The sequence below is a fragment of the Pseudomonas sp. NFPP12 genome (assembly GCF_900103205.1).
In the GTDB taxonomy this organism is placed as follows: Bacteria; Pseudomonadota; Gammaproteobacteria; order Pseudomonadales; family Pseudomonadaceae; genus Aquipseudomonas; species Aquipseudomonas protegens.
In genome coordinates, this window is record NZ_FMWW01000009.1 from 42,233 (window position 1) to 62,090 (window position 19,858).

Annotated in this window: 21 protein-coding genes; 13 read left to right on the top strand and 8 right to left on the bottom strand. The window is 65.3% G+C overall.

Features of this window, described 5'->3' with window-relative positions; all coding sequences use genetic code 11:
* Nucleotides 1-150: 150 nt before the first annotated feature.
* Genes BLS75_RS30755 through BLS75_RS30780 form a run of 6 tightly spaced genes read left to right on the top strand, consistent with a single transcriptional unit; the run spans nt 151 to nt 5,399 of the window.
* Complete coding sequence (locus BLS75_RS30755) at nt 151-1,323, top strand: acyl-CoA dehydrogenase family protein (RefSeq protein WP_072452513.1); 1,173 nt, start codon at nt 151-153, stop codon at nt 1,321-1,323.
* A complete protein-coding gene (locus BLS75_RS30760; RefSeq protein WP_072452515.1) occupies nt 1,320-2,513 on the top strand; it encodes an acyl-CoA dehydrogenase family protein in 1,194 nt (397 codons plus the stop codon). Before BLS75_RS30755 ends, BLS75_RS30760 begins: the two co-directional genes overlap by 4 nt.
* A gap of 15 nt (nt 2,514-2,528) precedes the next feature.
* On the top strand, nt 2,529-3,311 hold the full coding sequence (locus BLS75_RS30765; RefSeq protein ID WP_072452517.1) for an SDR family oxidoreductase: 783 nt from the start codon (nt 2,529-2,531) through the stop codon (nt 3,309-3,311).
* Between the two features lie 2 nt (nt 3,312-3,313).
* Nucleotides 3,314-3,772, top strand: a complete 459-nt coding sequence (locus BLS75_RS30770; protein WP_072452519.1) for a MaoC family dehydratase — start codon at nt 3,314-3,316, stop codon at nt 3,770-3,772.
* A 31-nt stretch (nt 3,773-3,803) separates the two neighbouring features.
* Nucleotides 3,804-5,006 carry an acetyl-CoA C-acyltransferase gene (locus BLS75_RS30775; protein ID WP_072452521.1) on the top strand — a complete coding sequence of 401 codons (1,203 nt, stop codon included), beginning with the start codon at nt 3,804-3,806 and terminating at the stop codon, nt 5,004-5,006.
* 9 nt (nt 5,007-5,015) lie between these two features.
* On the top strand, nt 5,016-5,399 hold the full coding sequence (locus BLS75_RS30780; RefSeq protein WP_072452523.1) for a steroid Delta-isomerase: 384 nt from the start codon (nt 5,016-5,018) through the stop codon (nt 5,397-5,399).
* A 45-nt stretch (nt 5,400-5,444) separates the two neighbouring features.
* Here the strand turns inward: BLS75_RS30780 and BLS75_RS30785 are convergent, their stop codons facing one another.
* Entirely contained in the window at nt 5,445-5,915 is a 471-nt protein-coding gene (locus BLS75_RS30785; protein WP_072452526.1) for an SRPBCC family protein, read from the bottom strand.
* Nucleotides 5,916-5,978: 63 nt separating this feature from the next.
* Complete coding sequence (locus tag BLS75_RS30790) at nt 5,979-6,755, bottom strand: SDR family oxidoreductase (RefSeq protein WP_072452528.1); 777 nt, start codon at nt 6,753-6,755, stop codon at nt 5,979-5,981.
* Between the two features lie 160 nt (nt 6,756-6,915).
* Between BLS75_RS30790 and BLS75_RS30795 the strand changes: the two genes are divergently transcribed.
* The 4 genes from BLS75_RS30795 to dmpG are packed head-to-tail and all read left to right on the top strand — an operon-like array spanning nt 6,916 to nt 10,505.
* On the top strand, nt 6,916-7,743 hold the full coding sequence (locus BLS75_RS30795) for an alpha/beta fold hydrolase (protein ID WP_072452530.1): 828 nt from the start codon (nt 6,916-6,918) through the stop codon (nt 7,741-7,743).
* Nucleotides 7,740-8,531, top strand: a complete 792-nt coding sequence (locus tag BLS75_RS30800) for a fumarylacetoacetate hydrolase family protein (protein WP_072452533.1) — start codon at nt 7,740-7,742, stop codon at nt 8,529-8,531. Before BLS75_RS30795 ends, BLS75_RS30800 begins: the two co-directional genes overlap by 4 nt.
* Before the next feature lie 17 nt (nt 8,532-8,548).
* Nucleotides 8,549-9,457 carry an acetaldehyde dehydrogenase (acetylating) gene (locus BLS75_RS30805; RefSeq protein ID WP_072452535.1) on the top strand — a complete coding sequence of 303 codons (909 nt, stop codon included), beginning with the start codon at nt 8,549-8,551 and terminating at the stop codon, nt 9,455-9,457.
* A 13-nt stretch (nt 9,458-9,470) separates the two neighbouring features.
* Complete coding sequence (gene dmpG, locus BLS75_RS30810) at nt 9,471-10,505, top strand: 4-hydroxy-2-oxovalerate aldolase (RefSeq protein WP_072452537.1); 1,035 nt, start codon at nt 9,471-9,473, stop codon at nt 10,503-10,505.
* Nucleotides 10,506-10,541: 36 nt separating this feature from the next.
* Here dmpG and BLS75_RS32475 read toward each other — a convergent pair whose 3' ends face one another.
* The 3 genes from BLS75_RS32475 to BLS75_RS30820 form a co-directional block, all read right to left on the bottom strand.
* Nucleotides 10,542-10,703 carry a hypothetical protein gene (locus BLS75_RS32475; RefSeq protein WP_176876786.1) on the bottom strand — a complete coding sequence of 54 codons (162 nt, stop codon included), beginning with the start codon at nt 10,701-10,703 and terminating at the stop codon, nt 10,542-10,544.
* Between the two features lie 137 nt (nt 10,704-10,840).
* Complete coding sequence (locus BLS75_RS30815) at nt 10,841-11,971, bottom strand: helix-turn-helix transcriptional regulator (RefSeq protein WP_072452539.1); 1,131 nt, start codon at nt 11,969-11,971, stop codon at nt 10,841-10,843.
* 138 nt (nt 11,972-12,109) lie between these two features.
* Nucleotides 12,110-13,153 (bottom strand): 3-ketosteroid-9-alpha-monooxygenase, oxygenase component, encoded by a 1,044-nt coding sequence (locus tag BLS75_RS30820; RefSeq protein ID WP_072452541.1) that lies wholly within the window; start codon nt 13,151-13,153, stop codon nt 12,110-12,112.
* A gap of 177 nt (nt 13,154-13,330) precedes the next feature.
* Between BLS75_RS30820 and BLS75_RS30825 the strand changes: the two genes are divergently transcribed.
* Together BLS75_RS30825 and BLS75_RS30830 are read left to right on the top strand one after the other, a co-directional pair.
* A complete protein-coding gene (locus BLS75_RS30825) occupies nt 13,331-14,167 on the top strand; it encodes an SDR family NAD(P)-dependent oxidoreductase (protein WP_072452543.1) in 837 nt (278 codons plus the stop codon).
* Nucleotides 14,157-15,083, top strand: a complete 927-nt coding sequence (locus BLS75_RS30830; protein ID WP_072452545.1) for an alpha/beta hydrolase — start codon at nt 14,157-14,159, stop codon at nt 15,081-15,083. The genes BLS75_RS30825 and BLS75_RS30830 overlap by 11 nt, the downstream gene beginning before the upstream one ends.
* A 95-nt stretch (nt 15,084-15,178) precedes the next feature.
* On the opposite strand, the gene BLS75_RS30835 is transcribed toward BLS75_RS30830, so the two are convergent.
* A complete protein-coding gene (locus BLS75_RS30835) occupies nt 15,179-15,880 on the bottom strand; it encodes an EthD domain-containing protein (protein WP_072452546.1) in 702 nt (233 codons plus the stop codon).
* Nucleotides 15,881-16,150: 270 nt separating this feature from the next.
* On the opposite strand from BLS75_RS30835, the gene BLS75_RS30840 reads away from it, so the two are divergent.
* Nucleotides 16,151-16,594, top strand: a complete 444-nt coding sequence (locus BLS75_RS30840) for a nuclear transport factor 2 family protein (RefSeq protein WP_072452548.1) — start codon at nt 16,151-16,153, stop codon at nt 16,592-16,594.
* Between the two features lie 115 nt (nt 16,595-16,709).
* Here the strand turns inward: BLS75_RS30840 and BLS75_RS30845 are convergent, their stop codons facing one another.
* Nucleotides 16,710-18,095 carry a DUF1329 domain-containing protein gene (locus BLS75_RS30845; RefSeq protein ID WP_072452550.1) on the bottom strand — a complete coding sequence of 462 codons (1,386 nt, stop codon included), beginning with the start codon at nt 18,093-18,095 and terminating at the stop codon, nt 16,710-16,712.
* Between the two features lie 23 nt (nt 18,096-18,118).
* Nucleotides 18,119-19,696 carry a DUF1302 domain-containing protein gene (locus tag BLS75_RS30850; protein ID WP_072452552.1) on the bottom strand — a complete coding sequence of 526 codons (1,578 nt, stop codon included), beginning with the start codon at nt 19,694-19,696 and terminating at the stop codon, nt 18,119-18,121.
* Between the last annotated feature and the right edge of the window lie 162 nt (nt 19,697-19,858).

Sequence of the window (19,858 nt, forward strand, 5' to 3'; positions counted from 1 at the left end):
AGTCATGAGCCGGCATGCCTGGATAGCCTGTTCGCGCATCGTCCATTCGGACTAGGCAAGGCTGACGATTATTCCTCGAGCGCGACTCGCCATAGTGGCTTGCGGCGCGGGTGTTGCCACCCGCCACCTTCAGCAAGCAAGGCGTGAGCGATGGACTTTGCATTCAGCGACGAGCAGGAAATGATTCGTGCGTCGGCCGAGGAGTTTCTCGCCGACGTTTCCACCACCGGCGCCGTGCGTGCGGCCATGGCCAGCGAGCTGGGATATGACCCGGCGCTGTGGCAACGCCTGTGCCGGGACCTGTGCTGGCCGGCAATTCATATTCCCGAAGAGTACGGCGGCCTGGGGCTGGGGTTCGTCGAGCTGGCGATCCTCCTGGAGCAGATGGGGCGCCGGCTGTTGTGCTCGCCATTCTTCGCCACCGCCTGCCTGGCCACTCCGGCCCTGCTTCTGGGAGCCTCGGCGGCGCAGAAGCAACGCTGGCTGCCGCGGATCGCCGAAGGTTCGCTTACCGCGACACTGGCCAGCAGCAGCGGCAATGGCTGGGGCGCAGGGCAGGTACAGGTCAGTGCGCTGGCCGAAGGCGATGGCTACCTCCTCGATGGGGTGCTCGAACATGTGCCCGATGGCCACAGCGCGCAGCTGTTGATCATTGCCGCGCGCCACCCGCACAGCGTGGGCACCGACGGGATCAGCCTGTTCGCGGTGGAGGCCGGGCACCTGGCGATCCAGCGCCGGAGCCTGCCGACCCTGGACCAGACCCGGCGCCTGGGGCGCATCGAGCTGCGTCAGCTGTACCTGCCCGCAGAGCACCTGCTGGGGGACTACGGCACGGCCTGGCCGGTACTCGAACGGGTCTTGCAACTGGCCTGCATTGTCCAGGCGGCAGAGCAGGTCGGTGGTGCCCAGCAGGTCCTCGACCTGACTTTGGCTTACATGCAGGAGCGTCGCCAGTTTGGCCGTCCGATCGCCAGCTTCCAGGCCCTCAAACACCGCGCCGCCGACCTGATGCTGCAACTGGAGTGTGCCCGTTCGGCCAGCTACTACGCCGCTTGCGTGGGGCAAGAGGTGCTGGCCCCGGCAGGCGACGCCAAGGTGGCCGAGGAGTTGCCATTGGCCGCGGCCCTGGCCAAGGCCCAGTGCTCGGAAAGTTATTACCAGTGCGCTGCCGAATCGATCCAGTTGCACGGCGGCGTCGGTTTCACCTGGGAATACGATCCGCACCTGTACTTCAAGCGTGCCCGGGCCAGCGAGGCCTTTCTTGGCTCACCGGCGCTGCACCGCGAACAGATCGCCACACGGATTTTGGGGGAACAGCCATGAAGATCGGTTTCAGCCAAGAGGACGAGGCGTTTCGCCAGGAGGTGGCGCAGTGGCTGGCGGCCAACCTGTGCGGTGAGTTTGCCGCCTTGCGTTTTCGCGGCGGTCCGGGGGACGAACACAGTTTTCCCGAGGCACGCAAAGCCTGGGAGCGGCGCCTTGCCGAGGGGCGCTGGACCTGTGTCGGCTGGGCCGCGGAGCATGGCGGGCGCGGCCTGTCCATCAGCCGGCAGGTGATCTTCCATGAAGAATATGCCCGCGCCGGAGGGCCCGGACGCATGGGCCATATCGGCGAGGGCCTGGCGGGGCCGACCATCGCCGCCTTCGGTAACGAAGAACAGCAGCGCCGTCTGTTGCCGGGTATCCGCAATGGCACAACGTTCTGGTGCCAGGGCTATTCAGAGCCCGACGCCGGCTCCGATCTGGCCAACGTCAAGACTCGGGCCCGCCAGGACCCGGCGAGCGGCGACTGGTTGATCAAGGGGCAAAAGGTCTGGACCTCCCTGGCTCACGAAGCGGATTGGTGCTTTGTCCTGGCCCGCACCGAAGCCGGCAGCGTCGGCCATCAAGGGTTGTCGTTCCTGCTGGTGCCCATGGCCCAGCCCGGCGTGCTGGTGCGCCCCATCGAACAGATGACCGGCACCTCGGAGTTCAACGAGGTGTTTTTCGATGACGCCCGTACCGCAGCCGAGAATATCGTCGGCCGTCCGGGCGAGGGCTGGAAGATCGCCATGGCTCTGCTGGGCTTCGAGCGCGGGGTTTCCACCCTGGGGCAGCAGATGCAGTTCCACAACGAATTGCAGCGGATCATCGATATTGCCCGCGGCAATGGCGCGGCCCGCGATCCGTTGCTGCGCCAGCGCCTGGCCGAGGCCTGGTGCGGCCTGCGGACCATGCGCTACAACTCGCTGCGCATGCTCAGCGGCCCCCAGGACGGCAGCCTGAGCCGTGAGGCCAGCATCTACAAACTGTTCTGGTCCACCTGGCATGCGCGCCTCGGCAAACTGGCGATGGACGTGCTCGGCGCCGACGCCGAACTGCTACCGGGAGCGCCTTATGTGCTGAGCCCCGAGCAAGCGCTGTTCCTGTTCTCCCGTGCCGACATGCTTTACGGCGGCAGCAATGAAATCCAGCGCAACATCATCGCCGAGCGCGCCCTGGGCATGCCCCGGGAACCGCGCGCGGGTTCTTGATCGAGGAGTGTGTTCATGGCGGTTCCTGAATATGTAAAGGGCCACGGCCTGCTGCGGGGCAAGTCGGTGCTGATCACCGCGGCCGCCGGTGCCGGCATCGGCTATGCCGCGGCGTTGCGGGCGGCGGAGGAGGGCTGTCGGGCGTTGATGCTCAGTGACATTCATCCGGGGCGGCTGGCCGAGGCAGTGGCGGGCATTCGCCAGGCCACCGGGCTTGAGGCGGTGCACGGCGAGTTGTGCGACGTTGCCGACGAAGCCCAGGTCCGGCATCTGGTGGCCTGCGGCGAGCGCGAACTGGGCGGGGTCGACGTGCTGATCAACAACGCCGGCCTTGGCGGCTCGCGACGCTTGCTGGACATGCCCGACGCGGAGTGGCAGCGGGTGCTGGATGTGACCCTCACCGGGACCATGCGCATGACCCGGGCGATCCTCCCGGGGATGATCCGCCGTGGTGCCGGGGTCATCGTAAACAACGCATCGGTGCTGGGGTGGCGGGCCCAGAAAGAACAGTCCCACTACGCCGCGGCCAAGGCCGGGGTCATGGCCCTGACCCGCTGCGCGGCGCTGGAAGCGGCTGAACACGGGATTCGTATCAACGCCGTCAGCCCGAGCATCGCCATGCACGACTTCCTGCGCCGCAGCGCACCGGCGGCGGTGCTTGAGCACCTGGCCGCCGGCGAAGCTTTCGGCCGCGCCGCCGAGGTCTGGGAAGTGGCCAACGTGATGATGTTCCTGGCCAGCGACTACAGCTCCTACATGACCGGGGAAGTGCTCTCGGTCTCCAGCCAGAGGGCCTGAACATGCCGCGGATCTTTGCCACTCCCGCTGCCCTTGCCGATGCCGTCGGCGAGGAGTTGGGCGTCAGTGACTGGCTGCTGCTGGAGCAGGGGCGCATTGACCTGTTCGCCGATGCCACCGGCGATCACCAATGGATTCACGTCGATCCGGTGCGGGCCGCCAGCGGGCCTTTTGGTGCCTGCATTGCACATGGCTACCTGAGCCTGGCCCTGGTCAACCTGTTCCTGCCGCAAATCGTCGAAGTCCGCGGGCTGGCGATGGGGGTCAATTATGGTTGCGATCGGGTGCGCTTCCCCGCGGTGATCAGCGTCGGCTCGCGGGTGCGCGGCAGTGCCCGGCTGGTGGCCGTGGAGCAGGTCAAGGGCGGGGTCCAGGCGACCCTGCGGGTCAGCGTCGAGATCCAGGGCCAGGAACGTCCTGGCTGCGTGGTCGACACCATCAGTCGTTACTACCCGGCCTGAACCGGCCAGTTGTCTATTCGAGGATCAGAGCATGAACCAAGCCGTCATCGTTTCCACCGCTCGCACACCGATCGGCAAGGCCTTTCGCGGTGCCTTCAACGACACCGAGGCACCTCGCATGGGTGGCCATGTGGTGCGCGAAGCGCTGCGCCGCGCCGGGGTCGAGCCCGGTGAAGTGGATGATGTGTTGATGGGCGCTGCTGCCCAGCAAGGCACTCAGGGCTACAACCTGGGACGCCTGTGCGCCATGGCCGCCGGCCTGCCCGCGACGGTGGCCGGGATGGCTCTGGATCGCCAGTGCGGCTCGGGGCTGATGAGCATCGCCACAGCGGCCAAGGGCATCATCTGCGATGAAATCGAGATTGCCGTGGCCGGTGGCCTGGAGTCGATTTCCCTGGTGCAGAACAGCCACAAGAACACCTACCGCAATCAGAGCGTGGCGGTGATCGAGCAAGACCCGCAAGCCTATATCCCGATGATTGAAACCGCCGAGATCGTCGCCCAACGCTACGGTATCTCGCGCCAGGCCCAGGATGCCTACAGCCTGGAGAGCCAACTGCGCACCGCCCGTGCCCAGGAGGCCGGGCGTTTCGATCGGGAGCTGGCGCCGATGAGCAGCCGCAAGGCGATCTTCGACAAGGCCAGCGGCGAAACCCGTTACGAAACCCTGACCCTGCAGCGTGACGAGTGCAATCGCAGCGACACCAGCCTGGCCAGCCTCAGCGCCCTGGAGCCGGTGTGGGGCGGTGGCGAGTGGTCCGGGCCCGGAAGCTTCATCACCGCCGGTAACGCTTCGCAGTTGTCCGACGGCGCTTCGGCCTCGGTGCTGATGAGTGCGCGGATGGCCGAGCGCCGCGGGCTGGAGCCCCTGGGTATCTACCGGGGGTTGGCGGTGGCCGGCTGCCACGCCGATGAAATGGGCATTGGCCCGATCTACGCGATTCCCAAGTTGCTCAAGCGTCACGGCCTGACGGTGGATCACATCGGCCTGTGGGAGTTGAACGAGGCCTTTGCCTGCCAGGTACTGCATTGCCGCGACACCCTGGGCATTCCCATGGAACGCCTGAACGTCAACGGCGGCGCCATTGCCCTGGGGCACCCGTTCGGCATGTCCGGGGCGCGCATGGTGGGTCACGCCCTGATCGAGGGCCAGCGCCGTGGCGTGCGTTATGTGGTGGTCAGCATGTGCATTGGTGGTGGCATGGGGGCCGCCGCCCTGTTCGAAGTGGTCTAGGAGGCAGTAATGATCAGTAGCGAACGAATCCAGGCGATCATGGCCGGCTACGTGCAAAAGGTGGATGCCGGCGACATCGAGGCGATTGTCGCGCTCTACGCCGAGGACGCCGTGGTGGAAGACCCGGTGGGCCAGCCAGCGTTGCGCGGCCTGGCTGCCATTGGCGACTTCTATCGCCAGGGGCTGGGCCAGATCAAGGTCGCAGCGACTCTCACCGGCCCGGTGCGGGCCACCCTCAATGGCTGCGGGGCAATGGCTTTTCGCGTCGATATGCTCTGGCAGGGCGAGCCCTGCTCGTTGCAGGTGATCGATGTCATGGAGTTCGACGAGCAGGGCCTGATCCGCTCGATGAAGGCGTACTGGGGCCCCGTCAACATCCAGCCGCAGGGCTGAAGGCCAGGGCGGCGGGGCGCCGTGTGCCTGCCTCGCCGCAACCTGCTACTTGAAGTCCGGATTCTGGGTGCGCCCGGTCTCGTAGAACGCCTTGAGATTCTCGGCGATCTGCCTCACTACCTGGTTCATGGCTTTGCCCAGCAAGCGTTCCACCAGGCGGCCGCCGTGCATCTGGTAATGCAGGCTGGTGATGACCCGGGTCGCGGGCCCGTCGCCCAGCAACTGATAGTGGAAGCATGCCTGGCGAAAGGGAAAGGGCGCACCGGCCTGTTCCCGGTGCAGACGCAGGGCAAAACCCTGGCCCTCCTGCCACTGCACCACGCTTTCATCCAGCCATTGCCCGCCTTTGCGAAATACCCGGCGGCTGGCGCCCACCTGCTGTTCCGGCCCCGGGTGCAGGCGGCAGCCGGTCAGCCCTGGAACATAATGCGGGGCCAGGCGCAGATCGCGCAGGATGGCCCAGGCAGTGGCGCTGTCGAGGTTGAGCAGGACACTGTGGCTGGCAATTGCGGACATTGATGCCTCCTGGAAACGTTGAGCGATCTGCCGCCAGCGGCGGCAGCGTTTGGCATACGGGGTTCAGGCCCGGGCCTGGGCCGCATCGAGAAAGGCCGGCCGCTCGCCGCCGCCATGCACCAGCAGATCGCTGCCGCTGACATAGCGGGCCAGGGGCGAGGCCAGGTACAGGCAGGCATCCCCGATGTCTTCGGGGCGGGCCAGGCGTTGCAGGGGAATGCCGGCGGCGACCCGTGCCAGGCTGGCGGCGTCGCCATAGTGCAAGGCTGCCTGCTCGGTGAGAATCAACCCGGCACTGAGGCTGTTGAGGCGCACCTTGGGGGCCCACTCCACCGCCAGTGAACGAGTCAGGCTCAACAGCCCCGCCTTGGCTGCGCCGTAGGCGGCGGTGCCGGGGGAGGGGCGACTGGCGCTGACACTGGCGATATTGATGATGCAGCCGCCTTCGGCCTGGGCCTGCATCACCCGATTGGCCTGCTGGCAGAGGTTCAATGGTGCCAGCAGGTTGAGGCGGATGATCGCCTCGCTGAAGCGCGGCGAGGCGCTGGCGGCCTCGGCATGAGGCGCACCCCCGGCATTGTTGACCAGCACATCGAGCCGGCCACAGCGCTCCAGCACCTGGTCGATCAGCGCCTGGGACTGCTCTGCCTGTCGCAGGTCGCAGGTGATGAACAGGGCCTTGCGTGCGGCGCAGGCGGGCACCTGCTCCGGAGCCTGGCGCCCGCAGATCAGCACCGTGGCGCCACAGTCCAGAAAGCGCTGGCTGATGCCGCGCCCAACGCCCTTGCCGCCGCCGGTGACCAGCACCACGCGGCCCTTGAAATCCATCGGATCGTGCATGCCTGCCTCGTTCTGGGCTGTTGTCGAGGCGTTGATCCTAGAGCGCGTGCCCTGGCCCTCCAACGTCCAAAGGGACTAGGTGGGCTAGTCCTGTCGGACGATGTTGCAGGCCCGTGGGCTGCCCACAATCGGCCCACTACAACAGGCCGGAGGACCGGAGATGAAGGCTTCAGCACAGGGGCGGACAGTGACGCTGCCTAACGGTATGCAACTGCATTACCAGGACATGGGCAGCGGCGATCCGGTGGTGTTCATCCACGGTAGCGGCCCGGGTGCCAGCGGCCATAGCAACTTCAAGGGCAACTACCCGGCGTTCGCCGCCGCCGGCTATCGCTGCATCGTTCCCGACCTGCCGGGCTACGGCGCCTCGGACAAACCGCTGGCCCAGTACACCCTGGACTTTTTCGTCGAGGCCCTGAGTGGCTTGCTCGATGCCCTGGACATTGGCCGCTGCGTGCTGATCGGCAACTCCCTGGGTGGCGCGATTGCCCTGCAACTGGCGCTGGACCAGCCACGGCGGGTCAGCCGCCTGGTGCTGATGGCCCCCGGTGGGTTGATGGACAAGGAGCAGTACTACCTGCGCATGGCCGGTATCCAGCAGATGGCCGCAGCGTTTGCCCAGGGGGAGTTGCGGAACGCCGCCGGCATGCGTCGCCTGCTGAGCCTGCAACTGTTCGACCCGAGCCTGATCAGCGACGAAACGGTCGCCGAGCGGGTCGCGGTGGTGCAGGAGCAACCCCAGGAGGTGCTGTCCACCATGCAGGTGCCGAACCTGACGGCGCGCCTGGCCGAGCTGAGTTGTCCGATCCTCGGTTTCTGGGGCGTCAACGATCAGTTCTGCCCGGCCTCCGGGGCGCAGACGTTGATGGAGCATTGCCGGCAGATCCGCATGCTGCTGCTCAGCGAATGCGGGCACTGGGTGATGGTTGAATACCGCCAGCTGTTCAACCGCCAGTGCCTGGACTTTCTTGCGGAGCCGCAGCCATGAGCCAGACCCTGCAACAGCAGTACGGCGAAGAGCTGTACCAGGCCCTGCGCCAGGGCCGGACCCTGGCACCGCTGACTGAACGCTGGCCGGCCATCAGCATCGAGGACGCCTACCAGATCTCGTTGTACGGCATCCAGCGGCGGGTGGCGGACGGCGATCGTATCGTCGGCAAGAAGATCGGCGTGACCTCGGCGGCGGTGCAACAGATGCTCGGCGTGCACCAGCCGGATTTCGGCTTTATCACCCAGGGCATGGCATTTGCCGACGGCGCGAGCATTTCCCTGTCGGGCAACCGCCTGATCCAGCCCCGGGCCGAGGGCGAGATCGCCTTCAAGCTCAAGCACGACCTGCTGGGCCCCGGCGTCACCGAGGCCCAGGTGCTGGCCGCCACCGAATGGGTGGCGCCGTGCTTTGAAATCGTCGATTCGCGGATTCACGACTGGCGCATCCGCATCCAGGACACCGTGGCCGACAACGCTTCCTGCGGGGTTTTCGTGCTCGGGGAGGAGCGGGCCGACCCACACCACCTGGACCTGCCCAACCTGCGCATGCAGGTGTTCAAGAACCGGTGCCTGATCAGCGAGGGGCTGGGTTCGGCAGTGCAGGGCAACCCCCTGACCGCGGTGGCCTGGCTGGCCAACACCCTGGGCGCTTTCGGGATTGCCTTCAAGGCCGGGGAAATCATTCTCTCCGGGTCCCTGGTGCCCCTGGAACCGGCCCGGGCCGGCGATCACTTTTCCTTGACCATCGATGGCCTGGGCAGTGCCCGGGTGTCGTTCTGCGCCTGACCCAAGGGGGTATGTGAATGAGCAAGAAACTCAAGGCGGCCATTATCGGCCCGGGCAATATCGGTACCGACCTGTTACTAAAGATGTGCCGTTCAGAATGGATCGAACCGGTGTGGATGGTGGGTGTCGACCCGCAGTCCGCGGGCCTCGAACGCGCCCGGGAGCTGGGCATCAAGACCACCTCGGACGGGGTGGCCGGTTTGCTGCCTCATGTCCTGGACGACGATATTCGCATCGCCTTCGACGCCACCTCGGCCTATGTCCACGCCGAGAACAGCCGCCAGCTCAATGCCCTGGGGGTGATCATGATTGACTTGACCCCGGCGGCCATCGGCCCGTTCTGCGTGCCGCCGGTGAACCTGCAGCAACACGCCCAGAGCCTGGCGCTGAACGTCAACATGGTCACCTGTGGCGGCCAGGCGACCATCCCCATGGTGGCCGCGGTGGCCCAGGTGCAGCCGGTCAGCTACGGCGAGATTGTCGCCACCGTGTCTTCGGCCTCGGTGGGCCCGGGCACCCGGCAGAACATCGACGAATTCACTCGCACCACCGCCGAGGCTGTGCAGCGCATCGGTGGTGCCCGGCGCGGCAAGGCGATCATCGTCATCAACCCGGCCGAACCTGCACTGATGATGCGCGACACCATTCACTGCCTGACCGACCAGGAGCCCGACCAGGCGGCGATCCGCGCCTCGGTGCTGCGCATGGTCAAGGAAGTGCAGCGCTATGTGCCGGGCTACAAGCTGATCAACGGCCCGGTGTTCGACGGCAACCAAGTGAGCATCTACATCGAGGTCGAGGGGCTGGGGGATTTCCTTCCCAAGTCCGCCGGCAACCTCGACATCATGACCGCCGCCGGCTTGCGCACCGCCGAGATGTTTGCCGAAGAAGCCCACCGGGGCGCCCTGCAACTGCCTGTTCGTTGACCGGAGAATTGCCATGAATCTGCAAGGTAGAAGCGTTGTTCTGCACGACATGAGCCTGCGTGACGGCATGCACGCCAAGCGCCACCAGATCAGCCTGGAACAGATGATCTCGGTGGCCACCGGGCTCGACGCGGCGGGGGTGCCGCTGATCGAGATCACCCACGGCGACGGCCTTGGCGGCGCGTCGCTGAACTATGGCCTGCCGGCTCACAGCGACGAGGAGTATTTCGCCGCGGTGATTCCGCAGCTCAGACAGGCCAGGGTCTCGGCACTGCTGCTGCCGGGCATCGGTACCCTCGACCACTTGCGCATGGCCCACGAGCACGGGGTGAGCACGGTGCGGGTGGCGACCCACTGCACCGAGGCCGATGTCTCCAGCCAGCACATCGGCATGGCGGCGAAGATGGGCCTGGATACGGTGGGGTTCCTGATGATGGCGCACATGCTCAGCGCCGAGAAACTCCTGCAGCAGGCGCAACTGATGCAGAGCTACGGCGCCAACTGCATCTACTGCACCGACTCGGCGGGCTACATGCTGCCCGATGAAGTCAGCGAGAAGATCGGCGTGCTGCGCCAGGGGCTCAACCCCGGGACTGAGGTCGGTTTCCACGGCCATCACAACCTGGGCCTGGCGATCGCCAACTCCCTGGCGGCGATCGAGGCCGGGGCGGCGCGCATCGATGGTTCGGTGGCGGGGCTCGGTGCCGGGGCGGGCAATACGCCGTTGGAGGTGTTTGTGGCGGTGCTGGAGCGCATGGGTGTCAGCAGCGGAGTGGATCTGTACGCGATCATGGATGTCGCCGAGGACCGGGTGGTGCCCATGCTCGACCAGCCGATCCGGCTCGACCGTGATGCGCTGACGCTGGGGTACGCCGGGGTCTACAGCTCGTTTTTGCTGTTCGCCAAGCGTGCCGAGCGCAAGTACGGCATCTCGGCCCGCGAGCTGCTGGTGGAGCTGGGCCGGCGCGGCACCGTCGGTGGCCAGGAAGACATGATCGAAGACCTGGCGCTGACTCTGTCCCGGGCCCGTGGCGTACTGCCCACCTGATGCACAGGGCGCACCCTGGACGCCCACACCGGGGGTTCAGGGCAGCAGGCCGCGTACCTGGGGCGGATAGCAGGGATTGGCGGCGCACTGGCTGAGCATGCTGGCGGCACGGTAGGCCGGTTTCTTGAAGACCTGATAGGCGCCGGCACTGGTGCCGATGATGATGAACAGCAGCAGGCAAAGGGTGGATTTGCGCATGGCGAGCCTCCACGGCGGTGTTGTTCTTGTAGGTCGACCTTATGTCGTAGCCCTGGGTCCGGCCTCGTCCGATTGGACTAGCCGGCGGGACGCGAGCCGGGTGGTGCAGCGTCAGCCGGCGAACCTTCTTCGGGCGCTCAGCCCAAGGTGGCCACGCTGCGCAGGATCAGGCGCACCAGCATGGTCTGGCGGGTGACTCCGGTCTTGGAGAAGGTCGAGCGCAGGTGGGCGCGGGAGGTGTTGCGGCTGATGCCCAGCTCCTGGGAGGCTTCGTCCAGGGTCAGGCCGTTGGCCAGGAGCATGGCCAGTTGGGTTTCGGCCGGCGTGAAGTCGAACAGCACCCGGACGATCTCCTGGGGCGCGCAGGACTGCTGCTCCGGGTCACTGATGAAGATCACTACCGTGGGGCAGCGCTTGCCTTCGCTCCAGGCAGAGAGCGGTACCGAGCGTACGATGATGCCCAGGTCGGCGCGCCCCGAGGGCCGTTGCACCCGCAGCGCCTCGACCACCGAAGGGTTGCTGCGTTTATGCGACAGCAGCGACTGTTTCACCAGGCGGCGAAATTCCTGGGTGTCGCGGGCGGTACCGACCTGCAGGCCGTCGTTGACCAGTTTGATGCCGTCCTTTTCCTGGATCAGCCGCTCGGCCACCTGGTTGGTCTGCAACACCTTGCCGGTCTCGTCGAGGATGATGGTGCCGACCGCCATCTGGTCTACGGCGCCAGCATAGAGATTGCGCTCGGTTTCGATGCGGTTGAGCTTCATGTGCATCTTGATCGAGCGTTCCAGGTGCGGCACGAACTGCGCCAGCAGCTCCTTTTCCTGCTGGTCGAATGGCTGGTCGTCGCGTCCGCGGCTGATGCGCAGGCGACACTGGGCGCCTTCACTGGTGTTGATGTCGGCGCCCAGGATATGGAACACCCCCACCGGCTCCAGGAAGTTGCGGTAGAACTCCGATTGCAACCAGTCGTCGTTGGAGACGAACTCCGCCAGGGTCACCACCTGGCGGTTGGGCAGGTCGACGAACGGATCGAGGCTGAAGAAGTGAGTGTTGTAGGAGGTGGTGACCTCGCTGGAGCTGCCGGTGGTGTTGACCATCAGCCCATCCACCTGGGCGCTGGGCGGGCGCAGGATAAAGGTCACGTATTTGCTGTTCAGATGGAGGTTGAGCTGGTTGAGGAAGGTGGCCCATGGAATGTTTTCCATGGGCCCCTGGTAGAGATTGCCGATCAGGTCACTGAACGTCTCAAGGCTGAGGTTCTTCTGCATGGCGAAAACCGTTTTTATTATTGTTTGGGTAGTAGCGGTGGCCGAGAGTAGGGTCGGCATCGCTGGCGCGCAATGGTTCTTGCAAGGCATCTGATCGGCAGCTCTCCGGGGCGGATCAGGGGTGAAAAAGGTCCTGTGTCAGAGGTTCTGGCCCTCGCGTACGATGAAGTCCCGTGCCTCCTGGGTGCCGGCCGGCAAGGCTTCGATATCGGTGTAGAACTGCTCGTACCATTTGCGCAACTGGTACACCGGGCCGTCACCGTCGCACAGCAGCGGATTGTCCACCCGGGTCTTGCTGTGCCAGATCGCCACGTCCTCGTAGAAGGCTTCCTGGGCCTGTTGCACATAGGCCTTGGCCATCGCTTGGTTCTGTTCTTCGCTGAGGCCGGGGATCTTCTTCACCAGCACTCCGTAGCGCAGGGTGAAACTGTCCAGGTCGATGGGTACGTGGCAGTTGAGCAGGATCGAATGGATCGGCTGGCCGTTCATCGCGCCGGTCATTTCGGTGATCTGGTAGGCCGGGCCGAAGTAGGTGGCGGTGGTGCTCAGCTCGCTGTCGCCGGACAGGCGTTCGCTGCGGGCGCGCATTTCCTGGGTGGCCAGATGGCCTTCGAAGCGGTTGCTGAAGGCCTGCACCGGGGCACCATGGACTGTTCCGAAGTGCGCCATGTCGGCGACGTTGTCGATCAGTTCACGGCAGTTGGTCTCGATCTTCAGCTCCGCCACTTCCCAGTTGGCCCATTGTTCGTCGAAGCAGGCGTCGATCCGCGGTATGCGCTGCTGCTCGATGGGCGGGTTGCCTTGGGGGTCATTCCAGACAAACAACAGTTGGTTTTCCTCCATCAGCGGCCAGCTCTTGATTCGTGCGCGTGGCGGAATCCGCTTGGCGTAGGGAATGTCGTCGCAGACGCCGTCGGCGCCCCAGCGCCAGGCATGAAAGGGGCAGCGCAGCGCGTTGCCTTCGATGCAGCCGGTGCTCAGGTCAGCGCCCATGTGCGGGCAGTAGCCGTCAAGAATGTGCAACTGGCGGTCTTCGCCCTCGAACGCCACCAGCCGGGTGCCGAACACATCCAGGCGGTGGGCCTTGCCGTCGCGGTACTGGGCCGCCAGCCCCAGGCAATGCCAGCCTCTGGCGTAGCGTGATTGCAGGGGTTGAGTCTCGATTCGGTGCAGGGTGTTCATCTCTTGTTCTTCTCCGGGTCACGGTGGGGCCGCCGTGGCCTCAGGCCGAAGCCCGGCGGTGCTTGCACTCCTGATCGATTCTGCCGCCCCTGTGCCTTGGGGCATCGTCTGAATGGACGATGGCCAGTGCCGGCCAGCCGGCTCTACTGAGGCCTTTGACCACCGCAGGAGTTATCGATGAGCAGTCAAACAGGGCAGGTAGCAGTGATTACCGGCGCCGCCAGCGGGATTGGCCGGGGCCTGGCCGAAGAGGCCGCACGGCGTGGCATGCGCCTGGTGCTGGCGGACCTGGATGCCCCCGGGCTGGCTCGGGTCTGTGACGCCTTGCGGGCCAACGCAACCGAGGTGGTGAGCCGGGTTACCGATGTTGGGCAACTGGCCCAGGTCGAGGCCTTGCGCGATTGCGCCGTCGAGTCCTTTGGTGGCGTCGACCTGCTGTTCAACAATGCCGGGGTGATGCAGACCGGCTACAGCTGGGAGATCAGCCAGGCCCAGTGGCAGCGCATGCTCGACATCAACCTCAACGGAGTGATCCACGGCATCCGCAGTTTCCTGCCGCTGCTGCTGCGCCAGGGCCGTGGTGGCCATGTGATCAACACCGCGTCCCTGGCCGGCTTGCTCAGCAGCCCGTTGCTGGCGCCTTACAACGTCACCAAGCAGGCGGTGGTGGCGCTTTCGGAAACCCTGCATTACGAACTGGCGCTGCTGGGCGCGCCCATCGCGGTTTCGGTGATCTGCCCGGGCCCCGTGGCCAGCGCCATCATGGGTTCGAACCAGCACAGCGATGCCGCTGGCGATGGCTTGAGCCAGTTGCTTGATGGACGCATTCGCGAGGGCATGAGCCCCGCCGAACTGGCCACGCTGGTGTTCGATGCCATCGATGCCAAGCGTTTCTGGGTTTTGCCCCACAAGGATTTCAAGGAGGCCCTGCAGCGCCGGGTGCGCAGCATCCTCGACGAAACCAATCCGCAGTTCCGTATGCCTGACACCGAGGGGGCCGACCATGTCTCTTGATCCGCAGATCGCCGCTGTACTGCAATCTCTGGAGGGCTTGGCGCCGCCGGACTTCAGCCAGCTGGACGCGACCCAGTACCGGCAGTTCGCCGATAACCTGATGGCCATGCCCCCTGGCGCGGCCATGCATGAAGTGCGCGAGTTGCGCGTGGCTGGCGATGCCGGCGAACTGGATGCCCGGCTCTATCGTCCGCTGGATCAGGAGCGCCTGCCGCTGCTGGTGTTCTTTCATGGTGGCGGTTTCATCATGGGCACCCTCGATACCCACGATTACCTGTGCCGGGCCCTGGCCAGCCAGACCGGGGCCGTGGTGGTGTCGGTGGCTTATCGGCTGGCACCGGAGGCGGCTTTCCCGGCCGCGCCGCTCGATTGCTACGCGGCCACGTGCTGGCTGGTGGAGCACGCGGCCGAGCTGGGTATCGACGGCTCACGCCTGGCGCTTGCCGGGGACAGTGCCGGTGGCAACCTGGCCTTGGCAGTCAGCCGCCTGGCATCGCAGCGCCAGGGACCGAAGATCCGCCACCAATGCCTGTTCTATCCGGTACTCGACGCCGCGTGCGACAGTCCTTCCTACCGCGACTTTGCCGAAGGCTACATGCTGACGGCCGCGATGATGAGGTGGTTCTGGAGCCTGTACGGTGCCGGAGCCTCCCTGGTCGATGAACCGCTGGCCTCACCGTTGCGCGCGCAAGATCTGGGCGACCTGCCGCCCACGACCTTGATCACCGCCGGGTTCGACCCGCTGCGCGATGAGGGCGAAGCCTTCGCCAGGCGCTTGCAGGCAAGCGCTGTACCGGTTCGGTTGCAGCGCTGCGAGGGGATGATCCACGGCTTCATCAGCCTGTCGCCCTTTGTCGAACGCGCCGCCCAGGTGCTGGCACAAGCAACGGCAGAGCTGCGCAAGGCGCTCGGCTGAAGCGACAGCGTCGGCCTTTGGGTGGCGAAGCCCGATACCAAAGCCCGACGCCTGGCGTCGGGCTTTGGCGTTGCGCAAAAGTGCCCGGCCAGGCGTCAGAATCGATATTGGCTGGTGGGTAGTACATCGATCTTGTCGAAGTCGATAAAGCGCGCACAGCTTTGCATCATGGCCGCCAGGTTTTTCTCGAACCGTGCTTCGTCTCCCGTTGCGTCGAAGAAGGCCTGGGGGTCGGTCATCGCCGCGGGCGGGAAGCATTCCTCGACAATGGCGTCGATGGGCGGCGCGTCCGGGGTCAGGGCCGCTACCACCAGGTTCTGCACGTACTGGAAGTTGGCCTGGGTGACGATGGCAACCTCTGTGTGCTGGTTGCGCCATATCTCCAGCCAGGTCTGCGGGGTCAGGCGCGGCGGGCGTGTCAACAGGGCCACCTGGGCGAAGCCGTAAGTCCGCTCACCAGGTGAGGGGGGGAAACGGGTGTTGCGGATCGCTTCGGACTCGCACACCAGATAGGCCGCCAGGCGGGTCGTGGCCTGTGCCAATACCCGGTCGAAAGGCGCCCGGGGAGCGGCGTTGGCGCTGTCCAGCCACAGCGACAGGCAGGCATCCGGCAGCCGTGGCCGGTTCTCCTGGCGCAGGGCCGCAGCGGGAGCGACTTCGCTATCCGCCAGGTTCAACTGCAGGCCCTGGGCGCCCAGGGCTTGCAGTTGCCCTATGACCTCGTGGCGCACGTGCCGGGCGAATGTTTCATCGGTGCTGCTGGGGTCACGCCAGAGCAGATAGATGACTTTTTCCATGGCGGGCAGATTCCTCTGTTGATGGTCGACGGCAGGTGGGTCCTGCGAAGGACAGGGTCGGGCCTGAGCCACTTTGCCGAATCCACCAAACGGACTAGTGCCCGTGGGGCAACCGCTTCGTGAGTGGGATCGAGCGCCAGGGGCTAGTCCCAACAGACGATCAGCCGGCGCCGGCCGGTCGATACACTTCCTGGCATGTGCGGCTGGTGAACAAGCACGCACGATGACCGCCACCCGGCGTCGATCCACGATGATTGCGAGGCCTGTGCCATGACTCTTGAACAACGTATTGCCCGCCTGGAGGCGCTAGAAGCGATCCGCCAGTTGAAGCATCGCTACTTGAATGCTTGTGACTTGAAGCAGGTGGAGGTGATCCGCGACTGCTTTGCCGAGGGCGAGATACTGATCGACTACGGCCCACTGGGCAGCTTTCGCGATCGCGACAGCTTTCTCGCGCTGTATCAGGAACTGGCTTGCCAGCCACGAGTGATCGACATCCACCATGGCGCCAACCCGGAGATTGAATTGCTCGGCGAGGATCAGGCCCGGGGGCGCTGGGCGCTGTACTACTTCAACCTGGATGCCGAGAGTGGCGCCACGCGCCAGTTGGGGGGAATCTATCAGGACCGCTACCGGTGTATTGCCGGGCAATGGAAGCTGGTCGAATGCTGTTTCAGCGCGCACTCGATGGTGGCAGGGCAAGTACCAGCCTGAGCCTGAAGCGCCGCAGGCAGGCGATTTTGCAGCCTGCCGGGCATGGCTGGCGGGCTGGCCCGCCAGCCGGCGCGATAGCCAGCCCGGGAGTGTGAACCGCCCGGGCCAGCCGGGTTCAGCGGGTACCGAGCTTGCGCAGGTTGCCCGGGGTGAAGTCGTCATCGACGAAGTTGCTGGCATTGAGCTTGGCCGGTTTCTGATCCACCAGCAGTCGGTCGACCAGGTAGGAGCCGGCGATCAGGTCCTGGTAGATCCCCAGGCGCGCCTGGTAGCGCTGCATCTCATAGGCGTAGACCGAGGTTTGCATGTTGGTGCGCCACAGCTGGCCACGGCTGTCGTAGTTGTCGGCCAGGGTGGCGGCCCAGGTGTCCTCGTCAAGGTAGAGCACGCGCTTGGCATAGATATGCCGTGCACCTTCCTTGAGGGTCGCCTGCAGGACCCAGACCCGGTGCTTCTCGTAGCGCATGTACTGCGGGTTGACGTGGCCGGTGGTGGCGAGAATCTGCGCAAGATTCACGCTGGAATCGTCGATCCGGTAGTTGTGATAGGGAATGTAGATCTCTCGTTTGCCGATGATGGTCCAGTCGTAGCGGTCCGGAGCGCCGTTGAACAGGCGGTCCTCGTCCTGCACGCGAAAGCCTCCGGCGCCGGTGGGCGAGTCATAGGCAACCGTTGGTGCGCGTCGCACCCGGCGTTGCCCGGGGCTGTACTGCCAGGCCTGGCGCGGCGCGGCGGTGGGGGTGATGAACTCGCGACCGACGATGATCTCGCCCTTCTTGCGGATCGGCTCCAGGGTGGTCAGAAGGAAGTTGGTGAGCACGCCGTTGGCGCTTTCGGGGGTCTTGTCCGGGGCCGACCAGATCGAATAGATCTTGTAGTTGACCTGCTCCAGCACCTGCTCCTTGTTGGAGTACACCACCGCCTGCTGGTAGTTGGCCTCCTCGGTGTAGGCGCGGCCGGCCAGGGTGTGGTTGAACATCAGTTCACTGCCGTTTTTGGGGATCGGGAACGGCGAGGCGGCCCAGGCGTTGCGGGTGTCGTTGCCGTCGTTGATCAGCTCGGCGTTGACGGCGTTTTTCCTGATGGCGTCATACAGTCGCTGGTCGAAGCGAAAGTCCCGGTGGCTGGGGTATACCGGCATGGTGAAGGTCTGCGGGTAGCGTTTGAACAGCGCCTTCTGCCCATCGGTGAGGTTGGCGGCGTACTGCTGCATGTTCGCCGCGGTGATCACGAACAGCGGTTTTTCCGCCGCATAAGGATCGGGGTAGGGGCTGCCGGGGCCGTCGTACTTGAGCTGAGGGGGCAGGCCCAGCCACTTTCCCGACCAGGCAGGAATGCTGCCGTCGGCGTTGCCGGCCCGCTCCGCACCCATGGGGGTCAGGTCCCGGTCTAGCCGGGCGGCTTCCTCGGGGCTGACTTTGGCCTGGGTCGCCAGGCTTGCGGCCAGCAGGCTGGCGGCCAGGGTCGTGCGCAACAACTGAGTGTAGATAGTGCTCGACATGCTGTGCTCCTTGGGGCAGGGAATCAGAACCGGTACTTGAAGTTGAGGGCGAGGTTGTCGCGGTCCGCCAGCGGGCTGTTGTTGGCGTTGCCCAGGTAGGCGTTGTAGCGGGCCTCGATGGTGAAGTTGCCGAGGTAGCGCCAGGAGCTGCCGATGCTTGCGCGGTCGTCGCCCTGGCCCGAGTTGATCGAGCCCACCAGGGAGCTGTCGTTGTGCGCGGCGGTGCTGAAGGTGATCGGGACCGAGAGGTCCCAGCCGGTGAACACGTCGTTGTAGTCAAAGCTGGCTTGCACTGTGTAGCCCCAGGCTGAGCGGTCGTAGAGCAGCTTGTCGGTACCCGGAAGGCTGAACCCCGGGGCCAGCTGGGTCGGCTGCGAGCTGTCGTTGCTCAGCACCTGGTTGTACACCAGCTCGCCAGTCAGGGTGGTGTTGTCGGCCCAGGAAGTGGGCCCCAGCACTTCGATCACCGAAACCTGGGCTTGCAGGGTCTTGGCTCGCACCGGGCTGGCGAAACCGTTGTCCACCATCACCGGCTGGCCGTCGCGGTAGCTGACCTCGCCGGCGATGCTGGTGTCGCCAAGCACCGTGGAGAAGCTCGCTCCGTACTGATCGATGTTGTCGAAGTAGATTGCCCGGTAGCTGCCCAGCTGGCTCTGGAAGTCCAGGGACGGGGTCTTGTCGTGGTAGCGCGAGTAGTACAGGCCGAACTCGGTGTTGTTCAGCGATTCGGCGGCGTAGGTGAAGGCCAGGCCGTATTGGCCGCTGTTGCTCGGGGTGTCGTTCTTCAGGCGGTGGACAAAGCCTGTGGCGTCGTTTTCCCCTCCGCGATCGATGTAGTCGGTGGTGGAGAAAAAGCTGCCCACGCCGAACAGGTCGGTCTTCTGCCACTGGTACTGGTAGTAGGCCTGGACGTCCAGGCTGTCGCTCAGGCTGAACTGGGTGAACAGCTGGCCCACCGGCAGCAGCACTTCCTTGACCTCGACCCCGGGGGTGGTCGACTTGGTGGCGTCCACCGGGCTCTGGGCCGCGGAGATCCCCGGGTAGAACAGGCTTTCGCCCCAGCTCACCACCTGCTTGCCCAGGCGTACGTTGAGGTTGTGCCCGGACAGGTTCCAGGTGCCATAGGCATAAGCGTCCAGCAGGCGCAGGTCGTTGCGGTGCTGGTCGATGGTGTCCTGGGAAAAACGGTCGGGACGGCTGCAGTTGCCGCCGGCAAAGCAGTTGGAGGTGCCACTGGGGTTGTCGTTGTCGCGGTCGTAGACGTTGTCGTAGAAGCCGTCGGCGCGAATGAAAAAGCCGTAGTCGTCACGCCAGCGCAGGTTGGCTTCGGTAAGAAAGCCGCTGCGATTGTTGATCAGGCTGCCCCTGGCGAAAGCGTTGTCGCCATCGTTGCCGTTGGCATTGGCCACCAGCTTGTGGCTCCGGGATTCGGTACGCCAGGCCAGGCTGTAGGTCAGGGTGGTGTCCCAGTCGACAGTCAGATCCTCGTTGGGCTGGAAGGTCATGGCGCTGGCCGGTCCGCCCAGCCCGCCGGCCAGTATCAGCAGGGCAGTGTGCAGTCGGGGGAGTAGCGATGGTGGGGCGATTATTGTTTTTGTCATCTCGTCCTCGTGCCCAGGTCAGGCCCGCCCGACCTGCGATGTAAGGGGGGGGAAGTGCAGCAGGAGCGACTATGGAAGCAGCGGCCCGCCCGGACATCGTCCAACCAGACTAAGTGTTTTGGCCGTGGCGGGCGCTAGTCCCATTGGACGATGCCCGGGCCT